The 15,926-nt window shown below is 62.6% G+C and carries 17 protein-coding genes; 8 read left to right on the forward strand and 9 right to left on the reverse strand.

What is annotated here, in order from left to right; genetic code table 11:
- The first annotated feature begins 104 nt into the window (after positions 1–104).
- Positions 105–1,019 (forward strand): LysR family transcriptional regulator, encoded by a 915-nt coding sequence (locus tag ABQJ48_RS08460; RefSeq protein WP_367837275.1) that lies wholly within the window; start codon positions 105–107, stop codon positions 1,017–1,019.
- Positions 1,020–1,287: 268 nt separating this feature from the next.
- The gene (locus ABQJ48_RS08465; RefSeq protein WP_367837277.1) at positions 1,288–2,142 is read left to right on the forward strand and encodes an SDR family NAD(P)-dependent oxidoreductase; all 855 of its coding nucleotides are present in this window, start codon (positions 1,288–1,290) and stop codon (positions 2,140–2,142) included.
- Positions 2,143–2,243: 101 nt separating this feature from the next.
- On the opposite strand, the gene ABQJ48_RS08470 is transcribed toward ABQJ48_RS08465, so the two are convergent.
- The 3 genes from ABQJ48_RS08470 to ABQJ48_RS08480 all read right to left on the reverse strand — a co-directional run bounded on the left by ABQJ48_RS08470 (position 2,244) and on the right by ABQJ48_RS08480 (position 3,702).
- Complete coding sequence (locus ABQJ48_RS08470) at positions 2,244–2,441, reverse strand: tautomerase family protein (protein ID WP_367837279.1); 198 nt, start codon at positions 2,439–2,441, stop codon at positions 2,244–2,246.
- A gap of 180 nt (positions 2,442–2,621) precedes the next feature.
- A complete protein-coding gene (locus ABQJ48_RS08475; protein WP_367837281.1) occupies positions 2,622–3,044 on the reverse strand; it encodes a hypothetical protein in 423 nt (140 codons plus the stop codon).
- 346 nt (positions 3,045–3,390) lie between these two features.
- Positions 3,391–3,702, reverse strand: coding sequence for a DUF4148 domain-containing protein (locus ABQJ48_RS08480; protein WP_367837283.1), 312 nt, complete (start codon positions 3,700–3,702; stop codon positions 3,391–3,393).
- 821 nt (positions 3,703–4,523) lie between these two features.
- Between ABQJ48_RS08480 and ABQJ48_RS08485 the strand changes: the two genes are divergently transcribed.
- From ABQJ48_RS08485 to ABQJ48_RS08510, 6 genes are all read left to right on the forward strand, one after another.
- Complete coding sequence (locus ABQJ48_RS08485) at positions 4,524–5,660, forward strand: alpha-D-ribose 1-methylphosphonate 5-triphosphate diphosphatase (protein WP_367837285.1); 1,137 nt, start codon at positions 4,524–4,526, stop codon at positions 5,658–5,660.
- A gap of 220 nt (positions 5,661–5,880) precedes the next feature.
- Positions 5,881–6,780 carry a phosphate/phosphite/phosphonate ABC transporter substrate-binding protein gene (locus ABQJ48_RS08490; RefSeq protein ID WP_367837286.1) on the forward strand — a complete coding sequence of 300 codons (900 nt, stop codon included), beginning with the start codon at positions 5,881–5,883 and terminating at the stop codon, positions 6,778–6,780.
- Between the two features lie 122 nt (positions 6,781–6,902).
- Positions 6,903–7,637, forward strand: coding sequence for a phosphonate ABC transporter ATP-binding protein (locus tag ABQJ48_RS08495; protein ID WP_367837288.1), 735 nt, complete (start codon positions 6,903–6,905; stop codon positions 7,635–7,637).
- Positions 7,634–8,434, forward strand: a complete 801-nt coding sequence (phnE, locus tag ABQJ48_RS08500; protein ID WP_367837289.1) for a phosphonate ABC transporter, permease protein PhnE — start codon at positions 7,634–7,636, stop codon at positions 8,432–8,434. Before ABQJ48_RS08495 ends, phnE begins: the two co-directional genes overlap by 4 nt.
- 51 nt (positions 8,435–8,485) lie before the next feature.
- Complete coding sequence (locus ABQJ48_RS08505; RefSeq protein WP_367837290.1) at positions 8,486–9,142, forward strand: LbetaH domain-containing protein; 657 nt, start codon at positions 8,486–8,488, stop codon at positions 9,140–9,142.
- Between the two features lie 137 nt (positions 9,143–9,279).
- Entirely contained in the window at positions 9,280–10,305 is a 1,026-nt protein-coding gene (locus ABQJ48_RS08510) for an aldo/keto reductase (protein ID WP_367837291.1), read from the forward strand.
- Positions 10,306–10,537: 232 nt separating this feature from the next.
- Here the strand turns inward: ABQJ48_RS08510 and ABQJ48_RS08515 are convergent, their stop codons facing one another.
- From ABQJ48_RS08515 to phnH, 6 genes are read right to left on the reverse strand one after another with little or no spacing between them, the layout of a single operon-like run.
- On the reverse strand, positions 10,538–11,671 hold the full coding sequence (locus ABQJ48_RS08515) for an alpha-D-ribose 1-methylphosphonate 5-triphosphate diphosphatase (RefSeq protein ID WP_367837293.1): 1,134 nt from the start codon (positions 11,669–11,671) through the stop codon (positions 10,538–10,540).
- A gap of 33 nt (positions 11,672–11,704) precedes the next feature.
- Entirely contained in the window at positions 11,705–12,472 is a 768-nt protein-coding gene (gene phnL / locus ABQJ48_RS08520; protein WP_473094112.1) for a phosphonate C-P lyase system protein PhnL, read from the reverse strand.
- Positions 12,473–12,480: 8 nt separating this feature from the next.
- The gene (gene phnK, locus ABQJ48_RS08525) at positions 12,481–13,251 is read right to left on the reverse strand and encodes a phosphonate C-P lyase system protein PhnK (protein ID WP_367837295.1); all 771 of its coding nucleotides are present in this window, start codon (positions 13,249–13,251) and stop codon (positions 12,481–12,483) included.
- Entirely contained in the window at positions 13,248–14,156 is a 909-nt protein-coding gene (locus ABQJ48_RS08530; protein ID WP_367837297.1) for an alpha-D-ribose 1-methylphosphonate 5-phosphate C-P-lyase PhnJ, read from the reverse strand. The genes phnK and ABQJ48_RS08530 overlap by 4 nt, the downstream gene beginning before the upstream one ends.
- Positions 14,153–15,292 (reverse strand): carbon-phosphorus lyase complex subunit, encoded by a 1,140-nt coding sequence (locus ABQJ48_RS08535; RefSeq protein ID WP_367837298.1) that lies wholly within the window; start codon positions 15,290–15,292, stop codon positions 14,153–14,155. Before ABQJ48_RS08535 ends, ABQJ48_RS08530 begins: the two co-directional genes overlap by 4 nt.
- Positions 15,292–15,918, reverse strand: a complete 627-nt coding sequence (phnH, locus tag ABQJ48_RS08540) for a phosphonate C-P lyase system protein PhnH (protein ID WP_367837299.1) — start codon at positions 15,916–15,918, stop codon at positions 15,292–15,294. Before phnH ends, ABQJ48_RS08535 begins: the two co-directional genes overlap by 1 nt.
- Positions 15,919–15,926 lie beyond the last annotated feature (8 nt).

Raw genomic sequence — 15,926 nt, forward strand, 5'->3', positions numbered from 1 at the left:
AGAGAATCGACGATAGCGGAGATTGAGTTACCATTCCAATAGAAAGATCTGATTCAATTGTGCGGTTTTCGTGATTAATCGTTCCTGCAAGAAAGAGTGCCAACGTGGATTTGAAGCAGCTGGAACATTTCGTGGCGGTCGCGCAAGAGCGGCATTTCACGCGCGCGGCGCGGCGACTGAACCTCGTGCAGTCCGGATTGTCTGCGTCGATCCGCTCGCTGGAAGAAGACCTGGGCGGACCATTGTTTAATCGCAGCACGAGACGAGTCGCTTTGACGCCTGCCGGCGAAGTGCTGTTCGCGGAGGCGCAGCGGGTATTGGCTGCCGCCCGCGACGCCCGGCATGCCGTCACGCGTGTTCACGGGCTTGCACGTGGCCGGCTGAGTATCGGTGCGATTCACGGCCTCGCACCTTTCATCGACCTGCCCGCTTCGCTAGGACAGTTTCGGGCTGCGTTCGGTGGGATCGATATCGAATTGACATTGGACGGGTCGCGCACGTTGATCGACGAGGTCCGGGAAGGGCGCCTCGACCTCGCGTTCACGCAGCCCCCCGATACGTCGCTCGACGATCTCGGATCGCACATGTTCGCATGCGAGGGAATGGTCGTCGTCTGCGCGACGCATCATCGACTTGCGGGCGCCAGCGGGCTGGCGCTGGCCGATCTCGTCGACGAAACGTTCGCCGACCTGCGCCCGGAGTGGAGCGTGCGGCGGCTTGTCGACCGATGTTTTGCGGCGGCAGGGCTGCAGCGCCGGACCAGCTTCGAGGTCAACGACATGCCGATGTTGCTTGAACTGGCCGCACAGGGGCTCGCGATCAGCATGGTGCCCGAATCGGTCGCCGCCGCAAGGGCGAGCAACATGCGCGGCGCGCCGGTCGCAACGGCGCGCCTGCACGAGGCCGAGGAACCCTGCTGGGAGCTCGCGGCTGTTTTCAAGGCAAGCATGGGTGAGCCGCTCATACCCGTCGCCCGTGCGTTCCTCGACTTGCTCAAATTGCCTGCGGTGGCAACTTGACGCTCGTTGTATGCATACGCGATGGTTCAGGGCGTAAAGGATCCGGCGCGATGTTCGGTACACGGCGGGAAGTGGACAGGCAGTGAACGTGACCGAATTCTTGCAGGCGAGTCTTAGCCGGCCGCGACATAGTTAGTGAACCTAACGAGTTGGAGCCTTGTCGATCGCGCAACAAAAGTTCATGCTAGGATCGTCGACTCACCATTCCAACGGATCGGGATCGCAGTCGCTTAGTGGCGCCGCAATCCCGGCATCAACAAGGATTCTGATGACACATTCTGCCCTGACGCCGGGCGGCGTCGCCGTGATCACGGGCGGCGCCGCCGGCATCGGCCTGGCTGCTGCCAAGCGCTTTGCGCAGCTTGGGCTGCGCATCTGCGTTGCCGACCTCGGCGCCGACCGCGTCGCGCAAGCGGTGGAGGAAATCGCCGCGCTGACCGCAAACGGCACACAAGACGTCTTCGCCGTCGAGACCGACGTCAGCGTCGCCGACGATGTTCGCCGCTTGCACGCAGCCGTCGTCGAACGCTTTGGCGGAACGGATGTGTTGATGAACAACGCAGGCGTTCAGCCCGGCAGCGGGATATTCGGTCCCACCGGGAACTGGGAGCGCGTGCTGGGCGTCAATCTGTGGGGCGTGATCCACGGTACGCAGATCTTCGTGCCGGACATGATCAAGCGCGGTCGTCCGGGGCTCGTGATTAACACCGGCTCAAAGCAGGGCATCACGACGCCGCCGGGCGACCCCGCCTACAACGTTGCGAAGGCCGGCCTCAAAGCGTTCACCGAAGCGCTGCAGCATGAACTGCGCAATACCGCCGACTGCCGGATTAGCGCACATCTGCTGATTCCTGGTTTCGTGTTCACGGAGCTGACCCGCAACGGCCGCGTGGAAAAGCCGCTCGCCGCATGGACGCCCGATCAGACCGTCGATTTCATGTGCGAGCGTCTGGACGCCGGCGACTTCTACATACTATGTCCCGACAACGACGTGCCGCGTTCGCTCGACGAACTGCGCATTCTATGGGCGGCAGGCGATATCGTGGAGAACCGGCCTGCGTTGTCGCGCTGGCATCCGGATTACGCCAGCAAGTTCGAGGCGTTCATCAAGCAGCCCCGCTGACTCAAGCGTCACGACCTGAGCGCGTCGGCGGAGTGCGTCCGCGTCCGCTTCGCCGCGGCACCACCGCACACCGGCCGGTCGTGACGCGGACTCGCGCGGGTTCAGGGCAGGCGCTGGCGCTCGCTGAACGGAATGCCGCCTCTTGATTTGGAATCGGCTGGAGACTCTACGATCTGGACGACAACCTGTTCAGCGGCGACACCGAGGCTGTCAACCACAGCTTTGGTAATCCCCGTCATCAGCGCTTTCTTTTGCTCGGCTGAGCGGCCTGCTACTGCATAAACAACGACTTCCGGCATAACGTACTCCAGCGGGTTGGTAAGAAAACTCCAACTGCAATCATAGCGGCACTGCACGGCGCTTGCTCGAGCCTGTGCAGTAAAAGCGCTGCGTGAATGCTACCGGCGCTGTTCGCGAAGTTCTTGTCGTAGGTGGCCTTCGCTACACTTTGCCCGGCCGACCTTATCAGCACGGCAGGCTCATGCAGCGTCTGCAAGTCGGTCGGCGTTGAGACCGAATTGGCGCGCGATCGACCGCAGCCTGATGCCCCATTCCGAGACGCCGAAGATGTCATGTACGTTTTGCAGGCAGCTCAGCAGGCCGACCGTTTGCGGGTCGTACACGTTGATTTTCGAGCGCAGTAGCGCTCTCTTCAGCGCTGCGACGCCCACATCCATGTAGGCGGGTACTTCGTTCTTCTGCTTGCTGACATAGCGAACCGGAACGCCTTCCATTGCTGTCAAGTAGTCGCGTGGCTTGATGAAGTTGCCGACTGGACAGCCGCCGCAGTAGCTGCGATATGCGCCGCCGCCGTGCGGCAAGAGCGCTGCCGCGCGCTGCTGAATAAGATGCTGGACCGCCCTGTCGAAAATGACTTGATGGGTCAGAAATTCGAGGGTCATTCGATTCTCCTGCCGCACCCGAGTTTGCGCAGTAGCCGGTTCTTGCTCCACTTCGGCTAGCGGTTCGCGTTAGCGGTGCGTGTTGAGTTGCATGCGAGGAAGCATGACTACCGAGGCCTTTGACGATCGCGATCCGAAGACAACCCGCTCGCCGGTTCTGTCGCAATGAGAGCAGAATAGTTTTGGCGACGCGCAGATGTACGCTACGGCGGGATCTGCCCTTGCCGCGTGGCGGATTAATCGGAGCTGCGCGGACGGCGGGGGAGCTCGCCGCCGCTGGTGACAATCGCAAGCGGCGTGCTCCACTTGTCGCGATTGCGGGGTTGAGTCACTGGGCACCGGTCCATCAATGACCAAAATAGATCGAGTGAGTACCTACGGCCGCTGCAGGCGTGCCCGACTGCGAGGAACCATTCATTGGCACGCCACCGACCGCGGTGCTGCTCAGGTCTTGCTCGTGGAGACGCGCCTCCGCCGCCTGGATATCGGCTGGATAGTGCACATCCTTGGTGCTGGGGCGATAACCGGCTTGTTCCAATCGCACCAGGTCCGCGCGCACTTCGGCACGTGTCACCGGCGCTGTAGTTTCCTGTGCAAAAGAGACTGCGGGTGCGGCCAGTGCACCGGCAATTAACGCTGCATAGATAAGAGAATTCATGATAAAACACCTTCTCGAGTTAGTTGCATCTGGCTTCACGAACGATGAGAGAAGCCTCGGACCTCACCACGATGCAGGCGAGTAAGCTTCATTCTCTACGCAGGCCTTGACGCGATACTGACGCTGACATTACATCTATGTCATGTTCGGGCATAGATGCATCGTCGGCCTCGCGCTATACGACGGTGACTCGACCCAATGCGCCGGCCGCGCTCGCTGGCGCCACAACGGTAAAAGCGCGGCCCTACAGCGGGTCGATGGACCAGTGACAGTTACCCGTTCCGATTGTCCGGCTGGCGGTCCGACAGGAATATCAAGCTATGTGCCGGTACGAATTGATAAAGTAAGCAGTACTTCGTATATCGATTCCATTTCCCTCCGCGCGCCTTACTGCGACATTACCGTTCGGCCACTCGTCGAGCAATGATTTGACGCTACCTGACTCGCGTCTGCGGCTGCTTTATTAGTCGATGTCATCGTGTTGTCATTCCCGCCAGCTGAAATAGACAAGCTGTCGCGCATCGTAGTAGGTAACCGAGATGAAAATATGAAGTGCGTCGCTCGGGCCATGGGTCTCCTGGCATGACCCGATACGTCTAGACGTGTAGATGAATAAGGGTGCCACAACGGTTCTCTGAGTGAGCAGGAACCCCGGGGACGGCCACGCTAGCATTGGCTTCTTCTACCTCGCGTCGCGCGTGGATGGCCGTCATCACGCGACGCTGCGCTCGCAAAGTCGCGACGCGCCGCCTTGACTTACAACCACTACCGCTGCGGCCCACAGCACCACCACGCTGAGGCCGACGCAAACACGGAGCACATTGATGCTGATCAGGAACGCTCGCGTCGTCACGCGAGACGAGGAATTTACGGGCACCTTGCGTATCGAAGACGGTTTCATTCGGGATCTGGAGCGGGGCACGACGTCAGCAAGCGGGGCCGTTGACTGGAAAGGGGACTATCTGTTGCCGGGTTTGGTCGAACTGCACACTGACAACCTGGAGAAGCATCTCGTGCCGCGTCCGGGCGTGCGGTGGAACATCGACGCCGCGTTCTTGATTCACGATGCGCAGGTGGCCGCGGCCGGCATCACGACCGTCTTTGATTCGCTCAGAATCGGCGCGCGTTCCGACGTGGATATGCACAACGGCGATCTGCAAACGCAGTGCACGCAAGTGCTCGCACGTTTGTCGGAAAGCCAATTGCTGCGTGCCGAGCATTTCCTGCATCTGCGCTGCGAAATCGCTGCGCCCGACGTGGTTGAGGTGTTCGATTCACTCTACACGCATCCGCTGCTTCGCCTTGCGTCGGTGATGGATCACACGCCGGGCCAGCGGCAATGGCACGACCGCAACCAGTGGCGCCGCTGGCAGGAACGGCACGGCAAGCTGACTGACGAAAATTTCGCCGCCGTGGTAGCCGAGCTTACGGATGGGCAGGAGCGCTACGCCGACCAGCACCGCCGCGAGATCGTTGCGCGTTGCGTGGCGCTGGGCGTGCCGGTGGCGAGCCACGACGATACCGTAGTCGGGCATGTCGAGCAGGCGGCGGCCGAAGGCATCGTACTCGCCGAGTTTCCGACCACCCGCCTCGCCGCACAAGCCGCGCGCGAACACGGTATCTCGACGATCATGGGCGCGCCCAACATCGTGAGGGGCGGGTCGCACTCGGGCAACGTTTCGGCGCTCGAGCTCGCGAAGGCCGGGTTGCTCGACATCCTGTCGTCAGACTATGTGCCATCGAGCCTATTGACCGCGGCGTTCGAGCTCGTCGACAAGGCTGGCTGGACGCTACCGCGCGCAATCGCAACGGTATCTGCCGAACCGGCTAGCAGGGTGGGGCTGTCCGACCGCGGCGCCATCGCACCCGGTTTGCGGGCCGATTTTGTGCGCGTCACGGTGCACGATGGGCTGCCCGTACCCCGCGCGACCTGGCGGGCAGGGGAGCGCATCGTATGACGCATGCCTCGCTCTCTCGGGCACACGGACAGGCTCGAGCCGGCAGCGATAAAAATTCGTCTAGACGGCTCTACAAGTACACAGACGTGTCACATGCAATTTCTAGAATGCGCGACGAGATGGACAGGAGTTCCGTGCCGCTCCCTTGAGGAGGTCCGTGGGCAAGCTTTAATTCGTCGTTGAATCGCTCGGTGCGCTTTTAATACAACCAGAGGAAGATATGAAGGTAACTAAAGTTTTGGCGGCCGTGATGTATGCAGCGTGCCTCGTCTCCGGTGCGGCACATGCAGCCGGTACCTGTCCGAACGACGGCGTAGTTCGCTTCGGCGTCGAGCCGTACGAATCGGCGCAACGCATGCTGCCTGTCTATACGGACCTCGCCAAGATGATCGGCGACAAGCTCGGCTGTACCGTGCAGCTCTACGTCGCAACCAGCTATAACGCCGAGATCGAAGCGATGCGCAATAACAAGCTCGAATTCGGAGAATTCGGCCCGCTCGGCTACGTGCTCGCCCACCAGGTCGCGCACGCCGAGGCCGTCGCCACGTTCGCCGGCGAACAGGGCAAGCCGGCCACCTATTACGCGTCGATCGTCACGTGGCCCGGCTCCGGCATCAAGAAGCTAACCGACATCAACGGCCGTTCGTTTGCGTACGCCGATCCGGCTTCCACGTCCGGCCATCTGTTTCCCGCCTACGGTCTGAGCAAGAACGGCATCGACCCGGACAAGGGCGTGAAGGGGGTCTATGCGGGCAGCCATACGGCATCGTTCGAAGCGCTGCGCAACCACAAGGTCGACGCAGGTGAGCTGAACAGCGAAGAGATCGCGAGCGCCAAGCTGCATGGCGAGTACGATCCTGCGGCCTATATCACGCTGTGGCAATCGGATCCGATTCCGCTGGACCCGCTCGCCGTGCGCGGTGATTTGCCGGCGGATTTCAAGGCCCGTCTGGCAAGCGTCCTGAGTTCGCTCGACCTGCACCAGTTGCCGGAATCCGACCAGAAGTTTCTCGCGTCGAACCAGAACCCGCAGCTGAAGACAGTGCCCCAATCGGATGCCGCCTACAACCAGATTCGTGATCTGGTTTCTACGCTTCACATCGACCTGGCAAAACTGTGAATATTCAGTTCAGCGCATCTGGTGACATTCCGCGAGACCCGGCGGCCGTGTGCGCGGCCGCCGAGTCCAGAACGCGCGCGACAGCACCGCGCGCCATGCTTGCGCCCGGCGTCAAATTAGCCGTGAATGACCTGACGATGCGTTACGCGAACGGTCATGTCGCGCTGCGTGATTTCAACGTGTCGGTCCAGGCGGGCGAGATGGTGGTCGTGCTCGGCAGCAATGGCAGCGGCAAGTCGACCTTCATGAAGTGCGTGGTAGGACTGAACCGGCCGACCGCCGGCTCGGTGGAGGTGGCTGGACGCGACCTCGCCACCCTCTCGGGCGAAGCCCTCTGGCGGGCGCGTTTGCCACTCGCGCTGATTTCGCAGAACGCCAATCTCGTCAAACGGCGCAGTGTGCTGGCGAACGTCTGCTGCGGCACGCTGGGCCGGCACCGGACGCTGGCGACCGTGTTGGGGTGCCTGCCACGCGAGGAAATCGAACCGGCACGAGCCTGTCTGAACGAAGTCGGTCTGCTGCATCTGGCTGGCCAGCGCGCCGGCACGCTCTCGGGCGGGCAGGCGCAGCGTGTCGCGGTCGCTCGCGCGCTGGCGCAACGTCCGCATGTGTTGCTCGCCGACGAACCGGTCGCCAGTCTGGACCCAGAAGCAGCCGACGAGGTGATGCGGCTGTTGCGCCGCCTCGCGACCGAAGACGGCCTCGCGGTGATATGCGTACTGCACCAGCCCGAACTGGCGGCGCGCTACGCCGACCGGCTGGTCGGTCTGCGGCGTGGCAAACTGGAATTCGACCGGACGGCTTCGAAAGTGTCCAGTCAGCAGATCGCACGCCTCTATGTGGACGAACCGTCATGAACAATGCTCTTGAAATGCGCGCGCCCACCGGCTCGCCGGGGGCACGCACTGTTTGGGCGGTGTGCATCGTAGTCGTCGTACTTGCCCTGTTCGTGCAGGCGTGGATCGTGGTTCAGGCGCGTCCGCAGGATCTGGTGACCGGCGCGCACGGTATGGCCGACATTATTTCGCGTGCCATGCCGCCGGCGTTCGACCAGTTCGTGCCGAACCTCTGGCCGGTGCTCGAGACAATCGATCTGGCGATTTTCGGCACCGTGTTCGGAGTGCTGCTTGCTTTCCCACTGTCGATCCTGGCGGCCGCGAATGTTACGCCGTCGAAGCCGCTCTACTACGCGTCGCGTGCGCTGATCGGCATCACGCGCGCAGTCCCCGATCTGGTTTGGGCGCTCCTGTTCGTTACCGCCGTTGGGCTTGGACCGTTTCCGGGCGCACTTGCGCTGGCCGTCCATTCGGTCGGCATGCTTGGGCGACTGTTTGCCGAAGTGATCGAAGACATGGACATGGGCCCTGTCGAAGCGCTGACACTGACCGGTGCCGGCCGCCTGCAGGTGCTGAGTCATGCAGTGGTGCCGGGCGTGTTGCCGTCGCTACTTGGCATCGGACTGTTCCGCTTCGACGAAAACCTGCGCTCGTCGCTTGTGCTCGGCTTCGTCGGCGCGGGCGGGATCGGCTTCCAGTTGCTGACTGCGATGAACCTGTTCCAGTACCAGACGGTGTCGTTCCTGCTGATCGCTACCTTCGTACTGGTCGCTTGCGCCGAACGCGCTTCCGCCTATCTGCGCAGCCTCGTTATGTGAGGGCGAGGCAAGCGCTGTCGCTGTCACCTCAACATTGAACTTCGAATTTTCATGCTAATTAATCATGGCGTCGCTGCCGATCCGTGGGCGCTCGGCAGCGTCTTGTCGGAAGATCCGGAGATTCATCCGACGGCAGTCGTTCGCACCAGCGACTTTGGCCGCTACACGTATCTTGGCCCACGCAGCCATGTTGCCGAATCGGTCATGGGCGACTACAGCTATGCGATGGGCGACAATCAGATCGCCCATGCGCACATTGGCAAGTTCGCCAACATCGCCACCGGCGTGCGCGTCAACCCGCCCAACCACCCGTCGTGGCGGGCGACCCACCACCACTTTACCTATCGCTCCCGCTCGTACGGGCTCTCTCTCGACGACGACGACGGCATCTTCCAATGGCGCGCGCAGGACCGGGTCGAAATCGGCCACGATGTGTGGCTCGGACATGACGCCGTCGTCATGCCCGGAGTTACCATCGGCACGGGTGCCGCTGTCGGGTCGGGCGCGGTCGTGACCAAAGACGTCCCGCCGTTCGCTATCGTTGTCGGAGTGCCGGCGCGCGTGCTGCGCTTTCGCGTCGATGCGCGCACTTCGGAACGGCTGCAGCAGATCGCCTGGTGGGACTGGACCCCGGAGCAAATCGACGCGGCCCTGGCCGATTTTCGCGCGCTCACAGCGCTCGAGTTCGCCGAGAAGTACGGCGGTTAATACGACGATGTAAGCGGGAATCCAACAACTCATCTCGCCCCATGGAATTCAACTAGACATCCAGATATCAAACAGGCGTGTCACAGGAGATTTCTGGAACGGGCCGAGATCCTTTTGAATTACTGGAGCATTTTCATATGGAATTTCGGCAACTCGGTCTTAGCGGCCTCAAGGTTTCGACGCTGACGCTCGGTACGATGCTGTTCGGCAGCCCGACCGATGAGGCGACTGCGGCACGCATCGTCGACAAGGCACGTGAACAGGGTGTCAATTCGATCGATACCGCCGACGCCTACTCCGGCGGTGATTCGGAGCGTGTGGTCGGGCGTTGCATCGCTGCCCAGCGCGATCGTTGGGTGCTGGCGACCAAATGCGCCAGTCCTCTGGTCGAGGGCGACGTCAATGCGCGCGGTGCCTCGCGCAAACACGTGATCCATGCCGTCGAGGCCAGCCTCAAGCGTCTGAATACAGAGTATATCGATCTGCTCTATCTTCACGCGGAAGATCATCACACGCCGGTCGATGAAACGGTGCGCGTGTTGAATGATCTGATCCGCGCCGGCAAGGTACGGTACTACGGCTTGTCGAATCATCGCGGCTGGAAGATCGCTGAATTCGCGCATACGGCACGGCAGCTCGGGCTGGATGCTCCCGTGGCCAGCCAGCCGCTGTACAACATTGCGAACCGGCAGGCCGAGACCGAACAACTCACGGCCGCGCATCGCTACGGGCTTGGCGTTATTTCGTATAGCCCCCTCGCGCGCGGGGTGCTGACCGGAAAGTACGAACTGGGCGTGACGCCGGCGTCCGATACGCGGGCAGGGCGCGGTGACCGCCGCCTGCAGCAGGCCGAATGGCGCCCCGAGTCTCTGGAGCTGGCACGGCGCGTTGGCGAGCATGCGCAGTCGCGGGGCCTGAGCGCGGGGCAATTCGCGCTCGCATGGGTGCTGAACAGCCGATATATCAGTTCGACCATCGCCGGGCCGCGTACCGAAGCGCAATGGGACGATTACCAACCGGCCTTGAGCTATCGTCTGGACGCGGATGACGAAGCCTTCGTCGACTCGCTCGTCACAACCGGCCATCCTTCGACGCCCGGGTTCAACGACCCCAAGCATCCTTTCTTTGGTCGTATCCTGCGTCATGGATCGCGCGAGGGATAACCGGGTTCCGCGGACGTCCCATCCGCGGATCTGAACTTTTTTCACGTTGATCGTGACCACTGCTGCATCGGGGTGCCACTTGTCGCCTCGCGCCAAGGCGGCCGACCGGCTATGAAAGAGCAAGGCGGCCGTGCGGTGCAGTTGGGCGGTTCGTCTCATGTCCGCCATTGTTGCCGCACGCCCTTTGCTTGCCCACAACATGACAGTACCGCCGTGACCAGCCGCCCCCCGCTTAGACGATTCGCGCGCCGGCGCGATAGGTCGCGCGCGGCACGGGCAGCGCATCGAGCATCGTCACCCGTACGAAGTCAGCGCGCAGACCGGGCGCGATCACGCCGCGATCATGCAGGCCGGCAGCGCGCGCCGGCTCGGCCGACACGGTAGCCATCGCTCGCGGCAGCTTCCAGCCGGCCTTGTTGACCAGTTCGAACACCGCGGTCAACAGGCTGGACGGCACATAGTCGGACGACAGGATGTCGAGCAAATCGGCCTTGGCGAGTTCCAGCGCGGATACATTACCCGAGTGCGAACCCCCTCGCACGATGTTGGGCGCACCCATGATCGTCGAGATGCGATACTCGCGCGCGGCTTCGGCGGCGCGGCGCGTGGTCGGGAATTCGGCCAGCACGATGCCTTCCGCAGCGGCCTGTTCAACATGCTCGACGAGCGTGTCGTCGTGGCTCGCCACCGGCACGCCCAGCAGCTTGCAACGTGCGACGATCGCGTGCCGGTGCACATCGGCATAGCGCTGCTGTTCGTCGGCCAGTTCGGCGAGCGCCGTCGTGACGTGTTCGTCGCTCAGCTTGCCGTTGCGCTCCTGGAAGCGGCGCCATTGGTCGCGGTCGTGCCATTGCCGCTGGCCCGGCGTGTGATCCATCACGGAGGCGAGCCGCAGCAACGGATGGGCGCACAACGAATCGAACACTTCGACGACATCCGCGGTCGCAATTTCGCAGCGCAGATGCAAGAAGTGTTCGGCACGCAGCAATTGACGCTCGGAGAAACGCGTCAGCGCTTCGGCGCATTGCGTCTGCAATTCGCGGCCACGCAATCCCTCATCCGAGCGCGAGCCAATTGCAAGCGAGTCGAACACGGTGGTGATGCCGGCCGCGGCAACCTGTGCGTCGTGAATCACGAAGGCGGCATCCGTGTTCCACTGTACGCCCGGGCGCGGCACCAGATGCTTCTCGAGGTTATCCGTGTGCAGTTCGATCAGGCCGGGCAGCAGATAGTCGCCGTTCCAGTCTTCGGCTTCGGGCGCGGAAGTCGTGCCGCGTTCCACGTCGCGGAGCTTGCCGTCTTCTATGCGCACCACGCCCGTAAATACTTCGTCTCGCGTCACGATGCGCGCGTTCCTGATCAACATCTACATGCTCCGTAGTGAGTCTGCTATTGAAAGTCAATGTAGCGCCGCTTCATGACGCAGCGGTGGCTGGAGTTCGAGGCGGCGTGTGGCCACTTTGGTGCGGGTATCTTCATCGTGAAAGATGCCGACGATCGCGGCACCGCGCTCGCGCGCTTCGACGATCAGATCGGCGACCACCGCACGATTTTCAGCGTCGAGCGATGCCGTCGGCTCATCGAGCAGCAGCAACGGATGCCCGGCGATCAGGCCGCGCGCGATGTTCACGCGCTGTTGCTCGCCGCCGGAAAACGTCGCGGGTGCGAGCGACCACAGCCGCTCGGGCACCTTGAGCCGCGCCAGCAGCGCAGCGGCGCGCTCGCGCGCTTCGTCCTCGGCGACACCGTGCGAGACCAGCGGCTCGGCGACCAGCGTGAGGGCCGTGACACGCGGAATCACGCGCAGGAACTGACTCACATAGCCGACGACATTGCGCCGCAGGCGCAGCACGTCATGGGGCTCGGCGCCGGTAATGGCGACGTGCCTGGCTTCATCGTCGTCGGAGCGGATCGCGATCGAACCGGCGCTCGCCAGATAATTGCCGTACAGACAGCGCAGCAACGTACTCTTGCCCGCGCCGGACGGCCCGACCAGCACGACGCATTCGCCCTGTTCGACGTCGAGCGACACGCCAGCGAGCGCTTCGATCTGCACACCGCCCTGGGCGTGCAACGTGAACGTCTTGCCGATGTTGACGGCGCGCAGCATCAGCGCCGGGTTTTCGATGAAAGCGCGCTCGGAGGCGCGTGATTCGATGGACGACATCATGAACCTCAAACCGGCAGGACGGAAGAAACGAGCGTTTGCGTATAGGGATGTTGCGGATCGTCGAGCACCTGATCGGTCAAGCCTGATTCGACGACCTCACCGCCTTGCATCACCATCAAACGATGCGCGAGCAGTCGCGCCACGCCGATATCGTGTGTGACGATCAGCACCGACAGATGCAGCGTGCTCGTCAACGTGCGCAGCAGATCGAGCAGACGTGCCTGCACGGACACGTCGAGACCGGCGGTCGGCTCATCCATGAACACAAGCCGGGGCCCGGTGACGAGATTGCGGGCGATCTGCAAACGTTGCTGCATGCCACCCGAAAACGCGGCCGGAAATTCGTCGATGCGCGCGGAGTCGAGTTCGACCCGCTCCATCCATTGCGTCGCGGTACGGCGAATCTGACCATAGTGGCGTGCGCCGACCGCCATCAGCGGCTCGCCGATATTGGCGCCGGCGGAGACGCCGCTGCGCAGGCCGTCGCGCGGATTCTGCTGAACGAAACCCCATTCGGTGCGCATCAGCAGACGGCGGCGCGGTTCGGACAGCTCCCGCAGATCGAGCATCTCGCCATGCGCGGCGTTGTAGTGCAGCGTGCCGCCATCGGCTTCGCTGCGCAGTGCCAGCGTGTTCAGCAGGGTGGTCTTGCCCGACCCCGATTCGCCGACGATGCACAGCACTTCGCCCGGATAAAGGTCGAAGCTCACGTTCCTGCAGCCGTTACGGCCGCCAAATTGCTTCGTCATGGCGCGGGCGCTCAGCAGCGGTGTCATGCGGATTCTCCTTCAGCTTTACTGTCTGCCTGCTGTTTGCGTTGGTCATGGCAGTAGTCGCTGTCCGAACACACGAACATGCGCTTGCCCGCATCGTCGACGATCATTTCATCGAGAAAGCTCTCTTTCGAGCCGCACAGCGCGCACGCATGATCCCAGCGTTGCACTTCGAACGGGTGATCGTCGAAGTCGAGGCTGCGCACAGGCGTGTACGGCGGAATCGCGTGAATGCGGCGCTCGCGTCCGGCGCCGAACAATTGCAACGCGGGGTTCATATGCATCTTCGGATTGTCGAACTTCGGGATCGGCGAGGGCGAAGTCAGATAGCGCCCGTTGACGATCACCGGATAGTCGTAGGTCGTGGCAATGCCGCCGTGGTGCACGATGTCTTCATACAGCTTCACGCTGATCAAACCGTAATCGGCCAGCGCGTGCAGCTTGCGGGTTTCGGCGACGCGCGGTTCGAGCCGGTACAAAGGCTCGGGCATCGGCACCTGATAGACCAGGATCTGCTTGTCGGTGAGAGGCGTCTCCGGAATCCGGTGACGGGTCTGCACGATGGTCGCTTCCGACGTGCGGCGCGTGGTCGCGACGCCGGTAGTGCGTGCAAAGAAGCGGCGGATATTGACCGCGTTGGTGGTCTCATCCGAACCCTGGTCGATCACTTTCAGCGTATCGCGGCGGCCAATGATTGCCGCGGTTACCTGAATCCCGCCGGTGCCCCAGCCGAAGGGCAGCGGCATTTCGCGCGAAGCGAACGGTACCTGGTATCCTGGCACCGCCACCGCCTTCAGCAGCGAGCGGCGAATCATCCGTTTGGTTTGTTCGTCGAGATAGGCGAAGTTGTAGCCTTGCGCTGCGCTGTCGAACGGCGCTGCGGCGAGTTGCGTTTCAGGCGCGTTCATGCGGCTTGCTCCTGCTGATTCTCATCGTGATCCGTTTGTGATGCTTGCGCAGCGTGCTGCGCCCGCAAGCGGCGCACGAGTTCGAGTTCCGCCTGGAAGTCGACGTAGTGCGGCAGTTTCAGGTGCTGGACGAAGCCCGAGGCCTCGACATTGTCGCTGTGCGACAACATGAATTCGATGTCCTGGGTGGGGGACGCGAGCGTTTCGCCGAGCTCTTCGGCGCGCAGCGCGCGGTCCACCAGCGCCATTGCCATTGCCTTGCGTTCCGAATGGCCGAAGGCGAGGCCATAGCCTTGGGTGAAAGCGGGCGGCACCTCGCCGCTGCCGGCGAACTGATTGATCATCTGGCATTCCGTGATGTCGATCTCGCCGATTTCGACCGCTTCACCGAGTTCGTCGAGTTCCATTTCGACTGTCACCGAGCCGAACCGGATCTCGCCTGCGAACGGATGCGAATTTGCGTAGCCGCGCTGCGTCGCATAGCCCATTGCCAGCAGGAAGCCTTCGTCGCCGCGCGCGAGGTTTTGCAAACGCGTCGCGCGGCTTGCCGGAAAGGAGAGCGGTTCGCGCGTCACGTCGCCGGGTTCCGCGGCACCCGGCGTTGGCGATTCCTGTTCGATCAGGCCTTCCTTGTTCAGCAGCGTGACAACGCGCGGCATGGCTTCCGGCTTCGCCGCGACGCGCTCACGCTCGGCGCTCATATCAGCGTGGTTGCCCGCAGCCTGCGCTTCAGCCATCAACGTGAAATCCAGCAGACGCTGCGTGTAATCGTAAGTCGCGCCGAGCAATTGGCCGCCCGGCACGTCCTTGAAGGTCGCGGAGATGCGGCGTTCGACCACCATCGCTTCGGTGTCGAGCGGCTGCGTGTAACCGAAACGCGGCAACGTGGTGCGATACGCCCGCAGCAGGAAGATTGCTTCGACCAGATCGCCGGCGGCCTGCTTGATCGCGAGTGCAGCAAGATCTTCGTCATACACCGAGCCTTCGGTCATCACGCGGGATACCGCAAGACGCAGTTGCTCGCGTATCTGCGCCACGCTCAGTTCAGCAAACCGCGTATCGCCGCGGCGCGATTTGTCTAGCAGACGCCACGATGCTTCGATCGCCCGTTCTCCACCCTTGACGGCTACGTACATCAGTTCACCTTCGCTTGAGTTGTGCGCGGCAGGCCGATCAGCGTGCTGCCGCAGACGAGATAGCAGTCGATGCCGCACGGAAACAGCGGCGCGAGTCCGGCGCGTTGGCGCCAGAAATTTTCAGGCAGTCCAACCGGACAGACGGTCGCAGTGTGCTCGATGCCCGGGCCGCTCAACACGACCGGCGCACCGCCCGTTAGCGCATCGACGCGAATCAGCAAGGTCACCGAATGTTCAGGCGCTTGCGCAGCGCCGAGCGAGAAGTGCTCCAACTCGGGCAACAGCGCGGTATCGTGAATGTAGGCAAATGCGGCTTCATGGACGTCGTCGACGAGCGGTGCGCCGGTGTGAAAGCGCAGCGCCGCGGCCAAGGCTGCGTCGGGTTGCGCAAGCCATACGGGCGTCGAGTAGTCGCACAGGGTGAGCAGCGCCGCGAACGCAGCGAGATCGGCGCGCGACCGATGCGTGCCCGTTGCTTGTGCCGCAGGCAGCACATTCTCGATGACGCCCACCGTGCCCGGCCGCGACAGCGCATCGAGCAACGTGCGGAATACAGCCTGCGTATCGTGGACCGGATCGGCAAAACCTGGCGCCAGCGTGGAAAGCGCAATCTGTGAAAGGTTCATTGGGTTGT

This window comes from Paraburkholderia suaedae, assembly GCF_040812055.1.
GTDB lineage: Bacteria > Pseudomonadota > Gammaproteobacteria > Burkholderiales > Burkholderiaceae > Paraburkholderia.

Excerpts from the sequence above, each read along its gene's own strand:
- ABQJ48_RS08465 (WP_367837277.1), top strand. The coding sequence starts at position 1,288 with ATGACACATTCTGCCCTGACGCCGGGCGGCGTCGCCGTGATCACGGGC.
- ABQJ48_RS08470 (WP_367837279.1), bottom strand. The coding sequence starts at position 2,441 with ATGCCGGAAGTCGTTGTTTATGCAGTAGCAGGCCGCTCAGCCGAGCAA.
- ABQJ48_RS08475 (WP_367837281.1), bottom strand. The coding sequence starts at position 3,044 with ATGACCCTCGAATTTCTGACCCATCAAGTCATTTTCGACAGGGCGGTC.
- ABQJ48_RS08480 (WP_367837283.1), bottom strand. The coding sequence starts at position 3,702 with ATGAATTCTCTTATCTATGCAGCGTTAATTGCCGGTGCACTGGCCGCA.
- ABQJ48_RS08490 (WP_367837286.1), top strand. The coding sequence starts at position 5,881 with ATGAAGGTAACTAAAGTTTTGGCGGCCGTGATGTATGCAGCGTGCCTC.
- phnE (WP_367837289.1), top strand. The coding sequence starts at position 7,634 with ATGAACAATGCTCTTGAAATGCGCGCGCCCACCGGCTCGCCGGGGGCA.
- ABQJ48_RS08505 (WP_367837290.1), top strand. The coding sequence starts at position 8,486 with ATGCTAATTAATCATGGCGTCGCTGCCGATCCGTGGGCGCTCGGCAGC.
- ABQJ48_RS08510 (WP_367837291.1), top strand. The coding sequence starts at position 9,280 with ATGGAATTTCGGCAACTCGGTCTTAGCGGCCTCAAGGTTTCGACGCTG.
- ABQJ48_RS08515 (WP_367837293.1), bottom strand. The coding sequence starts at position 11,671 with ATGTTGATCAGGAACGCGCGCATCGTGACGCGAGACGAAGTATTTACG.
- phnL (WP_473094112.1), bottom strand. The coding sequence starts at position 12,472 with ATGTCGTCCATCGAATCACGCGCCTCCGAGCGCGCTTTCATCGAAAAC.
- phnK (WP_367837295.1), bottom strand. The coding sequence starts at position 13,251 with ATGACACCGCTGCTGAGCGCCCGCGCCATGACGAAGCAATTTGGCGGC.
- ABQJ48_RS08530 (WP_367837297.1), bottom strand. The coding sequence starts at position 14,156 with ATGAACGCGCCTGAAACGCAACTCGCCGCAGCGCCGTTCGACAGCGCA.
- ABQJ48_RS08535 (WP_367837298.1), bottom strand. The coding sequence starts at position 15,292 with ATGTACGTAGCCGTCAAGGGTGGAGAACGGGCGATCGAAGCATCGTGG.
- phnH (WP_367837299.1), bottom strand. The coding sequence starts at position 15,918 with ATGAACCTTTCACAGATTGCGCTTTCCACGCTGGCGCCAGGTTTTGCC.